Genomic DNA, 19,492 nt, shown 5'->3' with positions numbered 1-19,492 from the left:
CCGCAATTCCCCCCACCCATGGAAGGGACACCATGGCAACACACACCCGGAAGCAGCGGATCACCATGGCCGTGCTGGCCCCGGCGATGGCCCTCGGCGCCACCGTCGGCCTCGCCTCCGCCCCCGCCTCGGCCGCCGTCTGGAGCTCCTGCGCCCAGTACGGCAACACCACCCTGAACGGCTACACCCTCTACAACAACATCTGGGGCTCCGGCGCCGGCGCCCAGTGCATCTGGGCCAACTCCGGCACCAACTGGGGCGTCAACGCCAACCACCCCAACACCGGCGGCATCAAGTCCTACCCCAACGCCAAGAAGGTGATCAACAAGTCGATCACCTCGCTCGGTTCGCTCTCCAGCAGCTACAACGTCTCCGTCCCGTCGTCCGGCGCGTACAACACGTCGTACGACATCTGGGACACCGGCTACAAGTACGAGATCATGCTCTGGATGAACAAGACCGGAGCCGTCGGTCCGCTCGGCACCTCGCAGGGGAGCCTCACCCTGGGCGGCCACTCCTGGACCGTCTACAAGGGCAACAACGGCTCCAACGACGTGTTCTCGTTCGTCCGCACGTCCAACTCCAGCTCCGGCACGGTCAATGTGCTGCCGATCCTGAAGTGGATCAAGGACACCAAGGGCTGGTTCGGCAATGTGACGATCGGGGACTTCCAGTTCGGCTTCGAGATCACGTCCTCGTCCGGCGGACTGGACTTCGCCGTCAACAGCGAAAGTGTCAGCAGCAGTTGACCGAGGCGTTAACCGGGGTGGGGTTTCATACCCCCATGCGAATCCCCACCCCCCTCGGCATCACCGCGATCGCCGCCGCCGCACTGCTCGCCCTGCCGGGCACCGCGACGGCGGCACCGTGGACATCCCCCCTCCAGCCCGTCGCCTCCCTCGCCGCCGACCGCCTCGCCACGGCCGACCTGGTCGCCGCCGCCAAGTGGGGCACGGACAGCCCCATCGACGACCCGGCCCGCGAACAGCAGGTCCTCGACACGGTCGCCGCCCAGGCCCGGCAGATCGGCGCCGACCCCGACGAGATCCGCCGCGTCTTCCGCGACCAGATCGAGGCCAACAAGCTCGTCCAGCGGGCCCTGTTCGCCGAGTGGACGGCCCATCCCGAGAAAGCCCCCACCACCAAGCCCGACCTGAACGTCGTCCGCCAGACGATCAACCGCATCAACACGGACCTGGTCCAGTCCCTGGCCGACACCACGCCCGAGCGCACGGCCCCCACCTGCGATCCCGAACTCGCCGTCGCCGTCATCGAGGTCCACCACGAGAAGCACCCGGACCATCTGCACACCAAGGCCCTGATCCGCTCCCTGGCCTCGGTCTGCCGTAACTGAGCGAAAGACGACCGGTTCCCCTCGCGAACGGGGAACCGGTCGCGCTGTGCCCTACTCCGTCACCCCGACGGGCAAGCGCCTGCCGTCCCGCAGAAACAACGGAATCCGATCCAGCGGCGCGTCCACGGTCACCGCGGCCCCACCCTCGTACATCTCCCCGGTCCACGCGTCAGTCCACGACGCGCCCGCCGGCAGATACGTCGTCCGGGCCGTCGCCCCGGCGGTCAGCACCGGCGCCACCAGCAGATCCCGCCCGAACAGATACGCGTCGTCGACGGCCCAGGCCGCCTGGTCCTCGGGGAACTCCAGGAACAGCGGCCGCATCACCGGCAGCCCCTCCTCGTGCGCCTCCCGCATGACCTCCAGCACATACGGCCTGAGCCGCTCCCGCAGCCGCAGGTACTTCTCCAGCACGCCGTACGCCTCCTCGCCGTACGACCACACCTCGTTCGGTCCACCGGTCATCGCCGGACCGAGCGGCATCCCCGGGTCCCGGAAGCCGTGCAGCCGCATCAGCGGCGACAACGCCCCGAACTGGAACCACCGGACCATGACCTCCTGGTACGCCGGATCGTCCGGGTCGCCCCCGTGGAAGCCGCCGATGTCCGTGTTCCACCAGGGGATCCCGGACAGCGCGGTGTTGAGTCCGGCCGCGATCTGCCGCCGCAGCGTCGGGAAGTCGGTGCCGATGTCTCCCGACCACAGCGCGGCGCCGTAGCGCTGACTCCCCGCCCACGCCGACCGGTTGAGGGTGATGACCTCCTCGCCCTCGGCGCGCAGACCCTCGTGGAAGGTGCGGGAGTTCTCGGCCGGGTAGATGTTGCCGACCTCCAGCCCGGGCCCCGCCCAGTACCGCAGGTTCTCCTGGAAGCCGGGCTTCAGCTCCGGCTCGCAGGCGTCCAGCCAGAAGGCCGAGATGCCGTACGGGACAAGGTAGTTGTCCCGCACCTTGGACCACACGAAGTCCCGGGCCTCCGGGTTCGTCGCGTCGTAGAACGCCACCTGGACCGTCGACGAGACCCCCTTGTCCGGCCAGTCCGCGTGGGCCATCGGCCCGTACTGCGTGCCGATGAAGTACCCGCGCTGTTCCATCACCGGGTGGTTCTCGCTCAGCGGTGACACCGAAGGCCAGACGCTGACCACCAACTTGACGCCCAGCTCCTCCAGTTCACGGACCATCGCCGCCGGGTCGGGCCACTCGTCCAGGTCGAACTTCCACTCACCCAGATGCGTCCAGTGGAAGAAGTCGCAGACGATCGCCGAGAGGGGGAGTCCGCGCCGCTTGTACTCCCGGGCCACCGCGAGGAGTTCCTCCTGGGTGCGATAGCGCAGCTTGCACTGCCAGAACCCCGCCGCCCACTCCGGCAGCATCGGCGTACGGCCCGTCACCGCGCTGTAGCGGCGCTGCCCGTCGGCCGGGGTGCCCGCGGTGATCCAGTAGTCGATCTGGCGGGCGGAGTCGGCCACCCACCGGGTCCCGTTCGCCGCCAGCTCCACCCGGCCGATCGCCGGGTTGTTCCAGAGCAGCGTGTAGCCGCGGCTCGACGACAGCACCGGGATGCCGACCTCGGCGTTGCGCTGCACCAGGTCCAGGACCAGGCCCTTCTGGTCGAAGCGGCCGTGCTGGTGCTGGCCCAGACCGAACAGCTTCTCGTCGTCGTAGGCGGCGAAGCGCTGTTCCAGCCGGTGATGGCCGTTGCCGACGGCGGTGTACAGCCGTGAGCCCGGCCACCAGAAGTGGGCGCGCTCCTCCGCCAGCACCTCGCTGCCGTCCTGGGTGCGCAGAAAGCGGATCAGACCCTCGGCGCTCACCTCGACGGTGAGCGCGCCGACGGTCAACTGCCCTTCTCCGTCACCGATCTTGATGCTGCTCTCGGTGGCCGGCGCCCGGTCGAGGAGGGCGCCGGGGAGCCCGTCGAGAACGGGGCCGCCGAGCCTGGCCCGCACCCGGACCGCGTCCGGACCCCACGGCTCGACACGGAGGGTCTCCTGGCGGCCGCTCCACTCCAGCGCGCCGTCCCGCTCACGGAAGGTGCCGACGGTGGGGGACGACTGCGCGAGGCTGACCTGGGACCGGATCTCGGCAGACGGGTCTCCGGCAGACGGGTTTCCGGCAGGCTGGTTTCCGGCAGACGGGTTTTCGGCAGGCTGGTTCACGAAGGGTGCTCCCGAAAGGACGAGAGGTGCCCGTCGGGGCACCCGAAGAGCGGGGTCAGGAAGTGCGGGAAGGCGCCGGGCCCGTGCTGGTCCGCGGCGTCAACTCCGGTGCGATGAGCACGACTTCGTCCGTGCCGCGACCGTCGAGCTTGGCGACCAGGTGTTCCACGGCGTACCGGCCCATCTCCTGCGCCGGGATGGCGACGGACGTCAGCCGCACCGAGGCCTGCACGGCGACCTGCTCCGGGCAGATCGCCACCACCGACACGTCCTCGGGCACGGCACGGCCCTGCTGGCGCAGCAGGGCGAGCAGCGGCTCCACCGCCGACTCGTTCTGTACGACGAACCCCGAGGTGCCCGGCCGCTCGTCGAGGATGCGGGCGAGCGTGACGGCCATCGCGTCGTACCCGCCCTCGCACGGCCGGTGCAGCAGCCGTACGCCCAACTCCTGGGCGCGGGAGCGCAGTCCGTCGAGGGTGCGCTCGGCGAAACCGGTGTGCCGTTCGTAGACGGCGGGTGCCTCCCCTATGACGGCGATGTCGCGGTGACCGAGCATCGCGAGGTGCTCCACACACAGGGCGCCCGTCGCCCTGAAGTCCAGGTCGACGCAGGTCAGGCCGGTGGTGTCGGCGGGCAGCCCGATCAGGACCGACGGCTGGTCCGTGCCGCGCAGCAGGGGCAGCCGCTCGTCGTCGAGCTCGACGTCCATCAGGATCATGGCGTCGGCGAGTCCGCTGCCGGTGACCCGGCGCACGGCGTCCGGACCCTCCTCGCCGGTCAGCAGCAGGACGTCGTAGCCGTGCGTCCGGGCCGTGGTGGCCACCGCGATGGCGATCTCCATCATCACCGGCACGTACATGTCGGTGCGCAGGGGGACCATCAGCGCGATGATGTTCGACCGGCTGCTGGCCAGCGCGCGGGCACCCGCGTTCGGGTGGTAGCCCAGCTCGCGGATGGACTCCTCGACCCGCTGCCTGGTGGTCGTCGAGATGGACCGCTTGCCACTGAGGACATAGCTCACCGTGCTTGCCGAGACTCCGGCGTGCTGGGCGACCTCGGCGAGGGTGACCATCCAGCTCTCCCAGCGGTGTGAAGCGCTTCGACAGTGCGCATGACGTACAGGGGTGGGTGTGAGGGTGGTTCGACACTAGCTCTGGCGAGGGCGGGTGTCCATAGTATGTCGAAGCGCTTCGACAGCTTTTCTGGGCCGGAGGGGTCGTGGACGAACCGTCCCCCGAGGGGCCCCCGCGGCGCAACATCGGCCGAACGGCTGCATGAAGGGTGGTGGGCTCGCCCGGGATCGGGTACATACGATCGGGTAGCACCCGTCGGTAACCAATTACGGTCCATGATCCCGATTCGCGGCGAGGTGAGCCTCATGTCCGCCAGCCCAACCGACTCTGCTGGACGCCCTACCGTCTCCGAACGTGAGGCCCGCGAGGTCGCGGAGGCGGCCCGGGAGCAGGAGTGGCGCAAGCCCAGCTTCGCCAAGGAACTGTTCCTCGGCCGCTTCCGGCTCGACCTGGTCCATCCGCACCCCACTCCGCCCACGGAGGCCGTACAGCGCGGCGAGGAGTTCCTCGCCAAGCTCCGCGACTTCTGCGAGACCAAGGTCGACGGCGCGCTGATCGAGCGCGAGGCCCGCATCCCCGACGAGGTCATCGACGGCCTCAAGGAGATCGGCGCCCTCGGCATGAAGATCGACACCAAGTACGGCGGCCTCGGCCTCACCCAGGTGTACTACAACAAGGCGCTCGCCCTGGCCGGTTCCGCCTCCCCGGCGATCGGTGTGCTGCTGTCCGCGCATCAGTCGATCGGCGTACCGCAGCCGCTGAAGCTGTTCGGCACCCAGGAGCAGAAGGAGCAGTTCCTGCCGAGGTGCGCCCGCACCGACATCAGCGCGTTCCTGCTCACCGAGCCGGACGTCGGCTCGGACCCGGCCCGTCTCGCCACCTCCGCCGTGCCGGACGGGGACGACTACGTCCTCGACGGGGTGAAGCTGTGGACCACCAACGGCGTGGTCGCCGACCTCCTCGTCGTGATGGCCCGCGTCCCGAAGAGCGAGGGCCACAAGGGCGGCATCACCGCGTTCGTCGTCGAGACCAACTCGCCCGGCATCACCGTCGAGAACCGCAACGCCTTCATGGGCCTGCGCGGCATCGAGAACGGCGTCACCCGCTTCCACCAGGTCCGGGTCCCGGCGGCGAACCGCATCGGTCCCGAGGGCGCCGGCCTGAAGATCGCGCTGACCACCCTCAACACCGGCCGCCTCTCCCTGCCCGCCTCCTGCGTCGCGGCCGGCAAGTGGTGCCTGAAGATCGCCCGTGAGTGGTCGGCGGCGCGCGAGCAGTGGGGCAAGCCGGTCGCCCACCACGAGGCGGTCGGCCAGAAGATCTCCTTCATCGCCGCCACCACCTTCGCCCTGGAGGCGGTCCTCGACCTCTCCTCGCAGATGGCGGACGAGAACCGCAACGACATCCGCATCGAGGGCGCGCTCGCCAAGCTCTACGCCTCCGAGATGGGCTGGCTGATCGCCGACGAGCTGGTCCAGATCCGCGGCGGCCGCGGCTTCGAGACGGCCGCCTCCCTCGCCGCCCGCGGGGAACGCGCGGTCCCCGCCGAACAGGTGCTGCGCGACCTCCGTATCAACCGCATCTTCGAGGGCTCGACGGAGATCATGCACCTGCTGATCGCCCGCGAGGCGGTGGACGCGCACCTGTCGGTGGCCGGCGATCTGATCGACCCCGAGAAGTCCTTGCAGGACAAGGCGAAGGCGGGCGCGAACGCGGGTGTCTTCTACGCCAAGTGGCTGCCGAAGCTCGTCGCCGGACCGGGTCAACTCCCGGTCTCCTACAGCGAGTTCAAACACGAGGTCGACCTCTCCCCGCATCTGCGCTACGTAGAGCGGCACGCCCGCAAGCTCGCCCGCTCCACCTTCTACGCCATGTCCCGCTGGCAGGGGAAGATGGAGACCAAGCAGGGCTTCCTGGGCCGGATCGTCGACATCGGCGCCGAGCTGTTCGCCATGAGCGCGGCCTGCGTCCGCGCCGAACTCCTGCGCGGCCAGGGCAACCACGGGCGCGAGGCCTACCAGCTCGCCGACGTCTTCTGCCGCCAGGCCCGCATCCGCGTCGAGGAACTCTTCAACCGGCTGTGGACCAACACCGACGACCTCGACCGCAAGCTCGTCAAGGGCGTCATGTCCGGCACCTACACCTGGCTGGAGGAGGGCATCGTCGACCCGTCGGGCGAGGGCCCGTGGATCGCGGACGCGACACCGGGGCCGTCGGAGAAGGAGAACGTGCACCGGCCGATCAGCTGACCGGCGAACACCGGCGCGTCCCCCGCCGCCCCCCTTCCGGGGGACGAGGGGGACGCGCTGTCCTCACACACCGTCCTTACGGCCACAATGGAGGGATGAGCGACAGTCCAGCACCCCTCGCCGACCCGCATCTCGTCTACGACCCCGTGGCGGGCAGCGGTCCCAAGGACGTGGTGATCCTCGGCTCCACCGGGTCGATCGGCACCCAGGCCATCGACCTGGTGCTGCGCAACCCCGAGCGCTTCCGGGTGACCGCGCTCTCCGCCAACGGCGGCCGGGTCGCCCTCCTCGCCGAGCAGGCGCACCGGCTGCGGGTACAGGCCGTCGCGGTCGCCCGCGAGGACGTCGTACCGCAGCTGCGCGAGGCGCTGACGAGCCGGTACGGCGCGGGGGAGCCGCTGCCCGAGATCCTGGCCGGACCCGACGCGGCGACCCGGCTCGCCGCCTGGGACTGTCACACCGTCCTGAACGGCATCACCGGCTCCATCGGGCTCGCCCCGACCCTCGCCGCCCTGGAGGCGGGCCGCACCCTCGCGCTCGCCAACAAGGAGTCCCTCATCGTCGGCGGCCCGCTGGTCAAGGCGCTCGCCAAGCCGGGGCAGATCATCCCGGTCGACTCCGAGCACGCGGCGCTGTTCCAGTCGCTCGCGGCCGGTACCCGGGCGGACGTACGGAAGCTGGTGGTGACGGCGTCCGGCGGACCGTTCCGCGGCCGTACGAAGGCGGAGCTGGCGCAGGTGACCGTCGAGGACGCGCTCGCGCACCCCACCTGGGCCATGGGCCCGGTGATCACGATCAACTCGGCGACCCTGGTGAACAAGGGCCTGGAAGTGATCGAGGCGCACCTCCTCTACGACATTCCCTTCAGCCGCATTGAGGTGGTCGTACACCCTCAGTCGTATGTCCACTCGATGATTGAGTTCACGGACGGATCCACCATCGCCCAGGCGACGCCCCCCGACATGCGCGGGCCGATCGCCATCGGCCTCGGCTGGCCCGAGCGCGTCCCGGACGCGGCACCGGCCTTCGACTGGAGCAAGGCGTCGACGTGGGAGTTCTTCCCGCTCGACAATGACGCGTTCCCCTCGGTCGACCTCGCGAGGCACGTGGGTGAGCTCGCGGGCACCGCCCCCGCGGTGTTCAATGCGGCCAACGAGGAGTGCGTGGAGGCGTTCCGCAGCGGGGCGCTGCCCTTCAACGGGATCATGGAGACCGTCACCCGGGTGGTCGAGGAGCACGGCACACCGGGTACGGGAACCTCACTGACCGTGTCGGACGTCCTCGAAGCGGAGACCTGGGCGAGGGCCCGGGCCCGTGAGCTGACAGCGCAGACGACGAAGGCGACCGCGGAGGCGCGTGCATGACGACCTTGATGATGATCCTCGGCATAGTCGTCTTCGCGTTCGGTCTGCTGGTCTCGATCGCGTGGCACGAGCTGGGGCACCTGTCCACGGCCAAGCTCTTCGGTATCCGCGTGCCCCAGTACATGGTCGGCTTCGGGCCGACGATCTGGTCGCGGAAGAGGGGCGAGACCGAGTACGGGTTCAAGGCCATCCCGTTCGGCGGCTACATCCGCATGATCGGCATGTTCCCGCCCGGCGACGACGGCAAGATCACCGCGCGCTCCACCTCGCCCTGGCGCGGCATGATCGAGGACGCCCGCTCGGCGGCCTTCGAGGAGCTCAAGCCCGGCGACGAGACGCGTCTCTTCTACACCCGCGCCCCGTGGAAGCGGGTCATCGTGATGTTCGCGGGCCCGTTCATGAACCTGATCCTGGCCGTGGCGCTGTTCCTCACGGTCCTGATGGGCTTCGGCATCTCCCAGCAGACGACGACGGTCAGCTCCGTCTCCCAGTGCGTGATCGCGCAGAGCCAGAACCGGGACACCTGCAAGAAGGGCGACCCGGCGGCACCGGCCGCGGCGGCCGGTCTGAAGGCCGGTGACAAGATCGTCTCCTTCGACGGCGTCCGTACGGACGACTGGAACAGGCTCTCCGACCTGATCCGCTCCACCCCCGGCAAGGCGGTCCCGATCATCGTCGACCGCAAGGGCGAGGAGGTCACCCTCCACGCCACGATCGCCACCAACCAGGTTGCCAAGAAGGACTCCAGCGGCCAGATCGTCCAGGGGCAGTACGTCAAGGCGGGCTTCCTCGGCTTCAGCGCGGCCACCGGCATCGTCCAGCAGGACTTCGGCCAGTCGGTGACATGGATGGGCGACCGGGTGGGCGACGCCGTCGACTCCATCGCGAGCCTGCCCGGCAAGATCCCCGGCCTCTGGGACGCGGCCTTCGACGGCGGCAAACGCGCCCCCGACTCCCCGATGGGCGTGGTCGGCGCGGCCCGCGTCGGCGGCGAGATCTTCACCCTGGACGTCCCGGCCACCCAGCAACTGGCGATGTTCGTGATGCTGGTCGCCGGCTTCAACCTCTCCCTGTTCCTCTTCAACATGCTCCCGCTGCTCCCCCTGGACGGCGGCCACATCGCGGGCGCCCTGTGGGAGTCCCTGCGGCGCAACCTGGCCCGCCTCCTGAAGCGCCCGGACCCGGGCCCCTTCGACGTGGCGAAGCTGATGCCGGTGGCTTATGTGGTGGCGGGGATCTTCGTCTGCTTCACCCTTCTCGTCCTGGTCGCGGACGTCGTCAACCCGGTGAAAATCACCTAGCCATGAGGAGTTCGCGGGCGGCCCGGAGCCATCGGTTCCGGGCCGCCTTCGTTCGAGTGCGTTTGGGAGCGGGATGTGCTCGGGCCTGCGCGCGTGCCGTAATCTCGAAGCCTGGAGCCCGTTGTTCCGGGACCGGACCTTGATCCACGACTTGGGGTTGCACAGCAGATGACTGCGATTTCTCTCGGCATGCCGTCCGTTCCGACCAAGATCGCCGAGCGGCGCAGGAGCCGGCAGATCCAGGTCGGGTCCGTGGCGGTGGGCGGCGACGCCCCGGTGTCCGTGCAGTCGATGACCACGACCCGTACCTCCGACATCGGCGCGACGCTCCAGCAGATCGCCGAGCTGACGGCGTCCGGCTGCCAGATCGTGCGGGTGGCGTGCCCCACGCAGGACGACGCGGACGCGCTCGCGACGATCGCCCGCAAGTCGCAGATCCCGGTCATCGCCGACATCCACTTCCAGCCCAAGTACGTCTTCGCGGCCATCGAGGCCGGCTGCGCCGCGGTCCGCGTCAACCCCGGCAACATCAAGCAGTTCGACGACAAGGTCAAGGAGATCGCGCGCGCCGCCAAGGACCACGGCACGCCGATCCGGATCGGCGTCAACGCCGGTTCGCTGGACCGCCGCCTGCTCCAGAAGTACGGCAAGGCGACCCCCGAGGCCCTGGTCGAGTCCGCCCTCTGGGAGGCGTCCCTCTTCGAGGAGCACGACTTCCGGGACATCAAGATCTCCGTCAAGCACAACGACCCCGTCGTGATGATCGAGGCGTACCGGCAGCTCGCCGCCCAGTGCGAGTACCCGCTGCACCTCGGGGTGACCGAGGCCGGTCCCGCCTTCCAGGGCACGATCAAGTCGGCGGTCGCCTTCGGCGCCCTTCTCTCCCAGGGCATCGGTGACACGATCCGGGTCTCCCTCTCGGCCCCGCCGGTCGAGGAGGTCAAGGTCGGCAACCAGATCCTGGAGTCCCTGAACCTCAAGCAGCGTGGCCTGGAGATCGTCTCCTGCCCGTCCTGCGGCCGCGCCCAGGTCGACGTCTACAAGCTCGCCGAGGAGGTCACCGCCGGTCTCACGGGCATGGAGGTCCCGCTCCGGGTCGCCGTCATGGGCTGTGTCGTCAACGGCCCGGGCGAGGCCCGCGAGGCCGACCTCGGCGTCGCCTCCGGCAACGGCAAGGGCCAGATCTTCGTCAAGGGCGAGGTCATCAAGACCGTCCCCGAGTCCAAGATCGTGGAAACCCTCATCGAGGAGGCCATGAAACTGGCCGAACAGATGGAAGCGGCCGGCATCCCCTCGGGCGAGCCGTCGGTGTCGGTGGCCGAATAGCGCTCCGCGGTCGGGGCGGCCGGGATCGGCGGGTTCCCCGGGGCGGGGGCTTCTTGGGGTGCGCCGGGTCCAGCCTTCGGGCTCCGGCCTCCAGGCACGCGATGGCGGATCGCGGCACGGAAGGAAGGCGGACACCGAGGCGCAGCGAGGGAAGGGAGTCCCTCGGCTGCGCGTGGCGGTTCGACCTCTCTCGACCGCCCGCCCTGTCTAGGCGTCCAGTTCCCTTGACAGATCCGATGTATGGCGGGAAGTTGTGGGCCGCAACTGCACTCTCGTCCCGAGCGATACGTACGTACCGTGAATACGTCGGATGACCAAGGTGACCGTATGAGACGCCGCAGACTGCTCGCCCTGTGGACCGCCCTCCTCGCCCTGCTGCTCGCCACCGCCCCCGCCGCCCACGCGAGGGCGACGGCGCCCTCCCCCGCCCAGCCGCCCCGCCAGGCCACCCTCCGTAACGCCACCGCCGGCATGTTCCTGCACTGGGGCATGTTCACCGCGCCCAGGCATCTCGACTGCGCCTCCTGGGAGAAGGACGTCACCGCCGGTGGCTGGGACCCGGGTTACTGGGTCGACGAGGCCCGCAAGATCCGCGCGAGCTACATCGTGCTCGCCACCTTCCACTCCCGGCTCGGATACGCCCGCCCCTGGCCGTCGAGGATCCCCGGCTCGTGCTCGACCGGGAGGGACATCCTGGGCGAGCTGATCAAGGCCGCCGACGCCAAGGGCATCAAGGTCATCCTCTATATGACCGACGACCCCAAATGGTACGACGAGCAGGGCGTGGAGACACTCGACTCCGCCGCCTACTCCGCCTACAAGGGCCACGACGTCGACCTCACCACCCGCGAGGGCTTCGGGGAGTTCTCGTACGACAACTTCTTCGAGGTCATGCACAACTACCCGAAACTGTCCGGGTTCTGGATCGACAACGACAACGAGTACTGGGAGCAGCACCAGCTCTACGAGCAGATACGGCAGCTGCGCCCCGACATGACCCTCAGCAACAACAACGAGGACACCCCGATCATGGACATGGTGTCCCATGAGCAGAAGGTCGGCATGACCCCGCCGTACGACCAGCCGTCGGCGATCTGGACCCCCATGCCGCGTCTGACCGAGTCCTGCTACAAGGTCCCCGACACGGGCAGCTGGTGGTACGACGGCCAGGACCGCCCGGTGTCCACCGGCCTCAACGTCGACCGCTACATCGCCAACGCCGGCAACTCCATCCTCTCCCTGATGAACTTCACCGCCATGGTGAACGGCCGCTTCCCGCCCCAGCAGGAGCGGTTCCTCGACCTGATGAAGGACTACCTCCCGCCCATCTGGCAGTCCCTGCACGGGGTGTACGGCGGCGGCTTCATGTACGGCGGTATGCAGCCCGGCAGTTGGAACGACGGGGCGTACGGATACATCACCGTCAGCCGTGCGCGGCCCGGCACCACCCAGTACATCCATGTCACCACCCGGCCCACCACGGGTGACCAGGTCCGCGTCCGTGACAACGGCTACCGGGTCGACGGGGTCACCGACCTCCGCACCGGCCGGCGCCTCCACTTCGACCAGCGCGACGGCACCCTCACGGTCAAGGGCATCGCCGACTGGGACCCGTACGACACCGTCTTCAAGGTGCGCACCGAGCCGAGGCGCCAGGGTGTCTACCCCGTCGGCACCGTCAAGGCCTCCGAACCCGCCCTCGGCGACGGCGACTTCACCACGTACACCGACAACAAGGGTGTCCTGCCCGCCGGTTACACCCTCGACCTGGGCCGTGTCCGCAGGGTGGCCTTCCTCGGGGTCAACCAGCGCGAGTGGTCGCCGACGTACAACAGGGAGACCTTCGGCAGGAAGGAGGACTCCGCGCGGATCAAGGACTACACGGTGTCCGTGAGTGACGACGGGACGACGTGGAGCCAGGTGCGGGCCGGTGTCCTGGAAAGTGCGCGGGGCGTCCGTTTCATCGACCTGCCCGACCGCCTCCGCACCCGCTACCTCCGGCTCGACGTCTCCACCACCTGGGGCGCGCCCACCGTGCCCGCGTTCTACCGGCAGCTGCGGATCGACGAGATACGGGTCGGATACGGCCATCCCACGAGCCACGGCTGACGCACCGGCCCTGCCGCGTCGCCGCACGGGGCGGCGCGGCACAAATTCGGCAGGTACAGTGCGGAGATCAGCAGAACCTCAGGGTGAGGCCCCGCACGTGTTGACGCAGACCACCTCACGGGTGCTCGAACCGAGCGACCTGGACGCCGCGCTCGCCGTCCTCGACCGCGAGCCGGTCGTGAACGCCTTCGTGACCTCCCGGGTCCAGGTCGCGGGCCTCGACCCATGGCGGCTCGGCGGCGAGATGTGGGGCTTCTACGAGGAGGGCATGCTCACCTCCCTCTGCTACGCCGGCGCCAACCTGGTCCCCATCTGCGCCACCCCGCGCGCCGTCCGCGCCTTCGCCGACCGGGCCCGGCGTGCCGGCCGCCGCTGCTCCTCCATCGTCGGCCCCGCCGAACCCACCACCCAGCTCTGGCGCCTCCTGGAACCCAGCTGGGGCCCCGCCCGCGAGGTCCGCTCCCACCAGCCCCTCATGGTCACCGACCGCATGCCCGACACCATCGCCCCGGACCCGTACGTCCGCCGTATCCGCAAGGACGAGATGGAGACGATCATGCCGGCGTGTGTGGCGATGTTCACCGAGGAGGTGGGCGTCTCGCCGCTGGCGGGCGACGGAGGGCTCCTCTATCAGGCTCGGGTCGCCGAACTCGTCGGCTCCGGCCGCTCCTTCGCCCGTCTCGACGAGAACGGCAAGGTCGTCTTCAAGGCGGAGATCGGCGCCGCGACCCCGCAGGCCTGCCAGATCCAGGGCGTCTGGGTGGCCCCCGAGTACCGGGGCAGGGGAGTGGCGGCACCGGGCATGGCGGCGGTCCTGCGGTACGCGCTGGCCGACGTGGCCCCGGTGGTGAGCCTGTATGTCAACGACTTCAACACCCCGGCCAGGAGGACCTACCGGAGGGTGGGCTTCCAGGAGGTCGGCGCGTTCACCAGCGTTCTGTTCTAGTCGCTGTTCACAGGGTTGCTCCGACCCCGGTGAGCGACCTGTAGTCTCCCCGGCATGCTGCACTTTCCCGGTCACGGTCCTCGCCATCAGCCCGACGACGTCGTGATCGGCCCGCTGGATCTCTCCGCCCGGGTGGACGAGGCCCTCGCGGTGCAGGCCGTGGCGTTCGGCCTGGGCGCCGACGAGGTCGCCGTCCGCCGTCAGATCGTGCTGCGCCACATGACCCAGGCCGGTGCCCGCGCCCTCGGCGCGACCCTCCGCGGCGACCTGGTCGGATTCGTCTACGGCATGCCCAACGACCGCACCCACTGGTGGTCCACCGTCGTCGAGCCCTACCTCCGCGCCCGGGGCCACGACGACTGGCTCGACAACTCCTTCGTGATCACGGAGCTGCATGTCCACCCGCACCACCAGAACCACGGCATCGGCCGCTCCCTGATCACCACGATCACCGACGGCGCCACCGAACCCCGCTCGATCCTCTCCGCGATCGACACCGACAGCCCGGCCCGCGGCCTCTACCACTCCCTCGGCTACCAGGACCTGGCCCGCCAGGTCCTCTTCCCCAGCGCCCCGAAGCCGTACGCCGTGATGGGCGCCCCCCTTCCGCTGCGCCGCCGTTAACCGATTTCCACCGGCGCGGCAAGCCCGGCTAACCTCCTAGCCATCACCGTTTCCCGGCAGGAGTACGAGAACCATGGCCAACGCACCGGTCCAGCGCATGTCCCAGTTGATGGCGAAGACGCTGCGCGACGACCCGGCGGACGCCGAGGTCCTCAGCCACAAGCTCCTCGTCCGCGCCGGCTACGTCCGTCGTACGGCGGCCGGCATCTGGTCCTGGCTGCCCCTCGGCAAGAAGGTCCTCGCCAACGTCGAGCGCATCGTCCGTGAGGAGATGGACGCGATCGGCGCCCAGGAGGTGCTGCTCCCCGCCCTGCTGCCGAGGGAGCCGTACGAGGCGACCGGCCGCTGGGACGAGTACGGCGCCGAGCTGTTCCGCCTCCAGGACCGCAAGGGCGGCGACTACCTCCTCGGCCCGACCCACGAGGAGATCTTCACCCTCCTCGTGAAGGACCAGGCCTCCTCCTACAAGGACCTGCCGGTCATCCTCTACCAGATCCAGCACAAGTACCGCGACGAGGCCCGCCCGCGGGCCGGCATCCTGCGCGGCCGCGAGTTCCTGATGAAGGACTCGTACTCCTTCGACACCGCGGACGAGGGCCTCGCCCAGTCCTACGCCCTGCACCGCCAGGCCTACCAGCGCGTCTTCGAGCGCCTCGGCCTCGACTACCGCATCTGCGCCGCCACCGCGGGCGCCATGGGCGGCTCCAAGTCGGAGGAGTTCCTCGCCCCGGCGGAGGCCGGCGAGGACACCTTCGCCGACTGTCCGAACTGCGACTTCGCCGCCAACACCGAGGCGATCACCTATGAGTTGAAGCCGGTGGACGGCGCCTCGGTCCCCGCTCTCGAAGAGATCCCGACCCCGGACACCCCGACCATCGAGACCCTCGCCGCCCACCTCGGCGTCGAGGCCTCCGACACCCTCAAGAACCTCCTCGTGAAGGTCGACGGCGAGATCGTCGCCGTGGGGGTGCCGGGCGACCGCGAGGTCGACATGGGCAAGGTCGAGGCGCACTTCGCCCCGGCCGTCGTCGAGATGGTGACGGAGGCCGACTTCGCGGGCCGCCCGGACCTGGTGCGCGGCTATGTCGGCCCGCAGGGCCGGGGCGAGAAGGTCACCTACATCGCCGACCCGCGCGTGGCCCCGGGCACCGCCTGGATCACCGGTGCCAACAAGGCGCACACCCACGCCAAGAACGTCGTCGCCGGCCGTGACTTCCAGGTCGACGAGTACGTCGACGTGGTGGTCGTGCAGGAGGGCGACCCGTGCCCGAAGTGCGGCACCGGCCTCAGGCTGGACCGCGCCATCGAGATCGGCCACATCTTCCAGCTCGGCCGCAAGTACGCCGACGCCCTCAAGCTCGACGTCCTCGGCCAGAACGGCAAGCCGGTCCGCGTCACCATGGGCTCCTACGGCATCGGGGTCTCCCGCGCCGTCGCCGCCCTCGCCGAGCAGACCGCCGACGAGCAGGGCCTGTGCTGGCCGGCCGAGGTCGCCCCGGCCGACGTGCACGTGGTCGCCGCGGGCAAGGCCCTCCAGACCGAGCTGGCCCTGGAGGTCTCCGAGAAGCTGCGCGCGGCCGGCCTCCGGGTCCTGGTCGACGACCGGGCCGGGGTCTCACCGGGGGTGAAGTTCACCGACTCCGAGCTCATCGGCGTACCGAAGATCCTGGTCGCGGGCCGTCGTGCCGCCGAGGGCGTCCTGGAGCTCAAGGACCGCAGGACGGGCGAGCGCGAGGAGCTGACGGTGGACGAGGCGATCGCCCGCCTGACGGCCTGACCGCCCGACCCCGACAGCCCGACCGCTTAAAGGAAGTCCTCAGGTACGTCTCTGGGGTCCTAAAGGGACCTCACAGACTTCTCTCAGGCCGTTCCCCGAACGTAGTGCGCGACAGAACGCCACTACCGAGGGGAACGGTCATGACCAGCAGGGAACGAGGGGCCGTCGCCGCGGCCCGCAGAGGCACCCGGCGCGTGGCGGCGGTGACGGCGGCGGTCACGCTGACGGCCGCCGCCGGGATGTTCGCCCTCATCGGCACCATGCAGTCCGACGCCACCGCGTCGGCGGGCAGCGGCACCGGGACGAGCACGTCGAGCTCCAGCAGCTCCGGCAGCATCAGCAGCTCCGCCGGCTCCAGTGACTCCAGCAGCTCCTCCGGACTGACCTCGTCCTCCGGCGGCTCCGCCGACTCCACCTCGGGGGCGTCGTGATGAGCACCCCGCTGAAGCCCCGCACCACGGCCGCCACCGAATGGCGGGCCCTCGGCACCACGGTCCGCCTGGTCGTCACCGACCCGGCCGTACTGGAGTCCTGCGACCTGCTCCTCGCCCGGCACCTCGCCGAGGTCGACGCGGCCTGCAGCCGCTTCCGCGACGACTCCGAACTCGCCGCCCTCGACCACAGCGAGGGCCGCCCGGTCCGGGTCAGCCCCCTGCTCGCCGAGGCCCTCGCCGTCGCCCTGCACGCGGCCGAGACGACCGAGGGCGCCGTCGATCCCACGGTCGGCTCGGCGATGGACGCGATCGGCTACGACCGCGACTTCACCCTGGTCCAGGAGGACGACCGCCCGGTCCGCCTCACGGTGAAACGCGCCCCCGGCTGGCGCACGGTCCACCTCGACCGCGAGACGGGCACGGTCGCCGTCCCGGCGGGCGTCCGTCTGGACCTCGGCGCCACGGCGAAGGCATGGGCGGCCGACAAGGCGGCGGCGCTGCTCGCGGAGACCGCGGGCTGCGGAGTCCTGGTGAGCCTCGGCGGCGACACGGCCGTGGCGGGGGAGCCCCCGGCCGACGGCTGGCAGATCCGCGTCCAGGACATCACCGGCCCGGTCGACGAGACCCCCGCCCGGGGCCCGTACGCCACGGTCGGCCTCCGCAGCGGCGGCCTCGCCACCTCGGGCACGGCGGCCCGCACCTGGCACCGCGCCGACCACACCCTCCACCACATCATCGACCCGCGCACGGGCCTGCCGGCCCGGACCCCGTGGCGCACGGTCACGGCAGCGGCCCCCACCTGCGCCGAGGCCAACGCGGCAACGACAGCGGCCCTGGTGAAGGGCGCGGGCGCGGTGCGCTGGCTGAGCAGGACGGGACTGCCGGCGCGCCTGGTGAACGAGAACGGCCAGGTCATCACAACTTCGGGCTGGCCGGCGGCTTCGCCCCGGAGCGCGACCGGTTCCCATCGGCGGTCCGCCGCATGACAAGCGAATACCTCTGGTACGCCAACCGAGCCACGGGCGCCGTCAGCCTCATCCTCTTCACGGTCGTGGTCCTCCTGGGAATCGCGGTGCGACTGAGGACCCGGCTCCCCGGCCTCCCCCGCTTCGGCACCGTCTCCCTCCACCGCACCCTCTCCCTCTCCGCCGCGGTCTTCCTGGCCCTGCACATCGCGCTCGCGGTACTCGACAGCTATGTCGGCATCACCCTCACCGACGTCCTGGTCCCCTTCGTCTCCGACTACCACCCCCTCTGGCTCGGCCTCGGCACGGTCGCCCTCGACCTCGTTCTCGCCGTCCTCGTCACCAGCCTCCTGCGCGCACGCCTGGGCCACCGCGCCTGGCGGGCGACGCACTGGCTGGCCTACGGCTCCTGGCCGATCGCCCTGGTCCACGGCATCGGCATCGGCACGGACACCGGCACCGACTGGATGACCTGGCTGACCGTCGCGTGCACAGCCGCCGTCCTGACCGCCGGAGGCATCCGCGTGGCCCACTCCGCCCGTGCCTCCCGCCGCACCCCCGCGTCCCTTCTCCGCACTGCCGAGGGAGCCCGCTCATGACCGCCACCTTCACCGACCTGTACATGCCCCCGCGCCTGCTCGCCCCCGGCGCCACCCCGGCCGACCTGCCCACCCACGAACAGCGCTACGGCCCTTTGCCCTACGACGATCCCGCCGCCCTTCTGCGATCGGTGACCGCGTCCGGACTGGCCGGACGGGGCGGAGCGGCGTTCCCGGTGCACCGCAAGCTCGCCGCGGTCGCCGAGGCGGGCCGCCGCACCGGCCGCGCGCCCGTGGTCGTGGCGAACGGCGCGGAGGGCGAGCCCGCGAGCCGCAAGGACAAGACGCTCCTCGCGCTCTCACCCCATCTGGTCCTGGACGGCATCCAGATCGCGGCCCGCGCGGTCGGCGCGGCGGAGGCCTGTCTGGCGGTCGAGGAGGGGGCCTCCTACCTGGAGTCGGCGGCAGCCCACCGCAAGGACCCGCTCACGGTCCATGTCGTACGGGTCCCGAAGCGCTTCCTCGCCGGCCAGAGCTCGGCGCTCGCCCGGTTCGTGGGCGGTGGCCCGGCCCTCCCCGCCCACCGGCACCCACCCGTCCGTGAACGCGGGGTCCGGAAGGCACCCACCCTGGTCCAGAACGTCGAGACCCTGGCCCACCTGGCCCTGATCGCCCGTTACGGCCCCGACTGGTTCCGAACGGCCGGCACCCCGGCCCAGCCCGGCAGCGCCCTGTGCACGGTCCATGTGCGGGGGCACGAACCCCGGGTGGTGGAAGCCCCGTTCGGTATGCCGCTGTCCCGTATCGTGCCGGTCGAGGGGACGTCCGCGGTGCTCCTCGGCGGCTACCACGGCACCTGGCTGCCGACGGCCGAAGCGGCCCGGCTCCCCCTGGACGCGACGACCATGGGCGCCGGCGTCCTGGCGGCCCTCCCCGCCACCCACTGCGGCCTCCGGGAGACCGCCCGCGTGCTGCGCCATCTGGCGCTCCAGTCGGCCGGCCAGTGCGGCCCCTGCCTCAACGGCCTCCCCCGTATGGCGGCGGCCTTCCGGACCCTGGCCACTCCCGGCCCCCAGGGCACCGCACGCGCCGACCTCTCCCGCTGGGCAGGCCTGGTCGAGGGCCGCGGCGCCTGCCACCACCCCGACGGCACGACCCGCCTGGTCCGCAGCGCACTCACCACGTTCACCACCGAACTGGACGCCCACGCAAGGGGGTTGTGCACCGCGACCGACCGCACACCTTTCCTGCCCGTCCCGCACCAGGAGACCTGA

Annotated in this window: 16 protein-coding genes; 14 read left to right on the top strand and 2 right to left on the bottom strand. The window is 70.4% G+C overall.

Going from position 1 to position 19,492, the window contains the following annotated elements; genetic code table 11:
- Nucleotides 1-32: 32 nt before the first annotated feature.
- Nucleotides 33-749, top strand: coding sequence for a hypothetical protein (locus ABZT17_RS20790; RefSeq protein WP_356350866.1), 717 nt, complete (start codon nucleotides 33-35; stop codon nucleotides 747-749).
- Between the two features lie 35 nt (nucleotides 750-784).
- On the top strand, nucleotides 785-1,354 hold the full coding sequence (locus ABZT17_RS20785) for a chorismate mutase (protein ID WP_356350865.1): 570 nt from the start codon (nucleotides 785-787) through the stop codon (nucleotides 1,352-1,354).
- 51 nt (nucleotides 1,355-1,405) lie between these two features.
- Here the strand turns inward: ABZT17_RS20785 and ABZT17_RS20780 are convergent, their stop codons facing one another.
- Together ABZT17_RS20780 and ABZT17_RS20775 are read right to left on the bottom strand one after the other, a co-directional pair.
- On the bottom strand, nucleotides 1,406-3,433 hold the full coding sequence (locus ABZT17_RS20780) for a TIM-barrel domain-containing protein (protein ID WP_356350924.1): 2,028 nt from the start codon (nucleotides 3,431-3,433) through the stop codon (nucleotides 1,406-1,408).
- A gap of 133 nt (nucleotides 3,434-3,566) precedes the next feature.
- The gene (locus ABZT17_RS20775) at nucleotides 3,567-4,583 is read right to left on the bottom strand and encodes a LacI family DNA-binding transcriptional regulator (RefSeq protein ID WP_356350864.1); all 1,017 of its coding nucleotides are present in this window, start codon (nucleotides 4,581-4,583) and stop codon (nucleotides 3,567-3,569) included.
- A 306-nt stretch (nucleotides 4,584-4,889) separates the two neighbouring features.
- Between ABZT17_RS20775 and ABZT17_RS20770 the strand changes: the two genes are divergently transcribed.
- The 12 genes from ABZT17_RS20770 to ABZT17_RS20715 all read left to right on the top strand — a co-directional run bounded on the left by ABZT17_RS20770 (nucleotide 4,890) and on the right by ABZT17_RS20715 (nucleotide 19,492).
- Entirely contained in the window at nucleotides 4,890-6,833 is a 1,944-nt protein-coding gene (locus ABZT17_RS20770; RefSeq protein WP_356350863.1) for an acyl-CoA dehydrogenase family protein, read from the top strand.
- A gap of 95 nt (nucleotides 6,834-6,928) precedes the next feature.
- Nucleotides 6,929-8,197 (top strand): 1-deoxy-D-xylulose-5-phosphate reductoisomerase, encoded by a 1,269-nt coding sequence (dxr, locus tag ABZT17_RS20765; RefSeq protein ID WP_356350862.1) that lies wholly within the window; start codon nucleotides 6,929-6,931, stop codon nucleotides 8,195-8,197.
- Nucleotides 8,198-8,205: 8 nt separating this feature from the next.
- Entirely contained in the window at nucleotides 8,206-9,498 is a 1,293-nt protein-coding gene (locus ABZT17_RS20760; protein WP_356350923.1) for a site-2 protease family protein, read from the top strand.
- Nucleotides 9,499-9,666: 168 nt separating this feature from the next.
- Nucleotides 9,667-10,824: a flavodoxin-dependent (E)-4-hydroxy-3-methylbut-2-enyl-diphosphate synthase gene (gene ispG / locus ABZT17_RS20755; protein WP_356350861.1), complete on the top strand. Its 1,158-nt coding sequence runs from the start codon at nucleotides 9,667-9,669 to the stop codon at nucleotides 10,822-10,824.
- 327 nt (nucleotides 10,825-11,151) lie between these two features.
- Complete coding sequence (locus ABZT17_RS20750; RefSeq protein ID WP_356350860.1) at nucleotides 11,152-12,933, top strand: alpha-L-fucosidase; 1,782 nt, start codon at nucleotides 11,152-11,154, stop codon at nucleotides 12,931-12,933.
- 97 nt (nucleotides 12,934-13,030) lie between these two features.
- On the top strand, nucleotides 13,031-13,879 hold the full coding sequence (locus ABZT17_RS20745) for a GNAT family N-acetyltransferase (RefSeq protein ID WP_356350858.1): 849 nt from the start codon (nucleotides 13,031-13,033) through the stop codon (nucleotides 13,877-13,879).
- Between the two features lie 54 nt (nucleotides 13,880-13,933).
- On the top strand, nucleotides 13,934-14,503 hold the full coding sequence (locus tag ABZT17_RS20740) for a GNAT family N-acetyltransferase (RefSeq protein WP_356350856.1): 570 nt from the start codon (nucleotides 13,934-13,936) through the stop codon (nucleotides 14,501-14,503).
- A gap of 73 nt (nucleotides 14,504-14,576) precedes the next feature.
- Nucleotides 14,577-16,280: a proline--tRNA ligase gene (locus tag ABZT17_RS20735; protein WP_356350855.1), complete on the top strand. Its 1,704-nt coding sequence runs from the start codon at nucleotides 14,577-14,579 to the stop codon at nucleotides 16,278-16,280.
- A gap of 140 nt (nucleotides 16,281-16,420) precedes the next feature.
- Nucleotides 16,421-16,711, top strand: a complete 291-nt coding sequence (locus ABZT17_RS20730; protein WP_356350854.1) for a hypothetical protein — start codon at nucleotides 16,421-16,423, stop codon at nucleotides 16,709-16,711.
- Nucleotides 16,711-17,700 (top strand): FAD:protein FMN transferase, encoded by a 990-nt coding sequence (locus ABZT17_RS20725; protein ID WP_356350853.1) that lies wholly within the window; start codon nucleotides 16,711-16,713, stop codon nucleotides 17,698-17,700. The genes ABZT17_RS20730 and ABZT17_RS20725 overlap by 1 nt, the downstream gene beginning before the upstream one ends.
- Nucleotides 17,697-18,278, top strand: coding sequence for a ferric reductase-like transmembrane domain-containing protein (locus ABZT17_RS20720; RefSeq protein WP_356350852.1), 582 nt, complete (start codon nucleotides 17,697-17,699; stop codon nucleotides 18,276-18,278). Before ABZT17_RS20725 ends, ABZT17_RS20720 begins: the two co-directional genes overlap by 4 nt.
- Complete coding sequence (locus tag ABZT17_RS20715) at nucleotides 18,275-19,492, top strand: NADH-ubiquinone oxidoreductase-F iron-sulfur binding region domain-containing protein (RefSeq protein ID WP_356350850.1); 1,218 nt, start codon at nucleotides 18,275-18,277, stop codon at nucleotides 19,490-19,492. Before ABZT17_RS20720 ends, ABZT17_RS20715 begins: the two co-directional genes overlap by 4 nt.

The organism is Streptomyces sp. NPDC005648, assembly GCF_040605395.1.
In the GTDB taxonomy this organism is placed as follows: domain Bacteria; phylum Actinomycetota; class Actinomycetes; order Streptomycetales; family Streptomycetaceae; genus Streptomyces.
The sequence above is the reverse complement of the archived record's forward strand: the minus strand, read 5'-3'. Positions and strand labels throughout refer to the sequence as shown.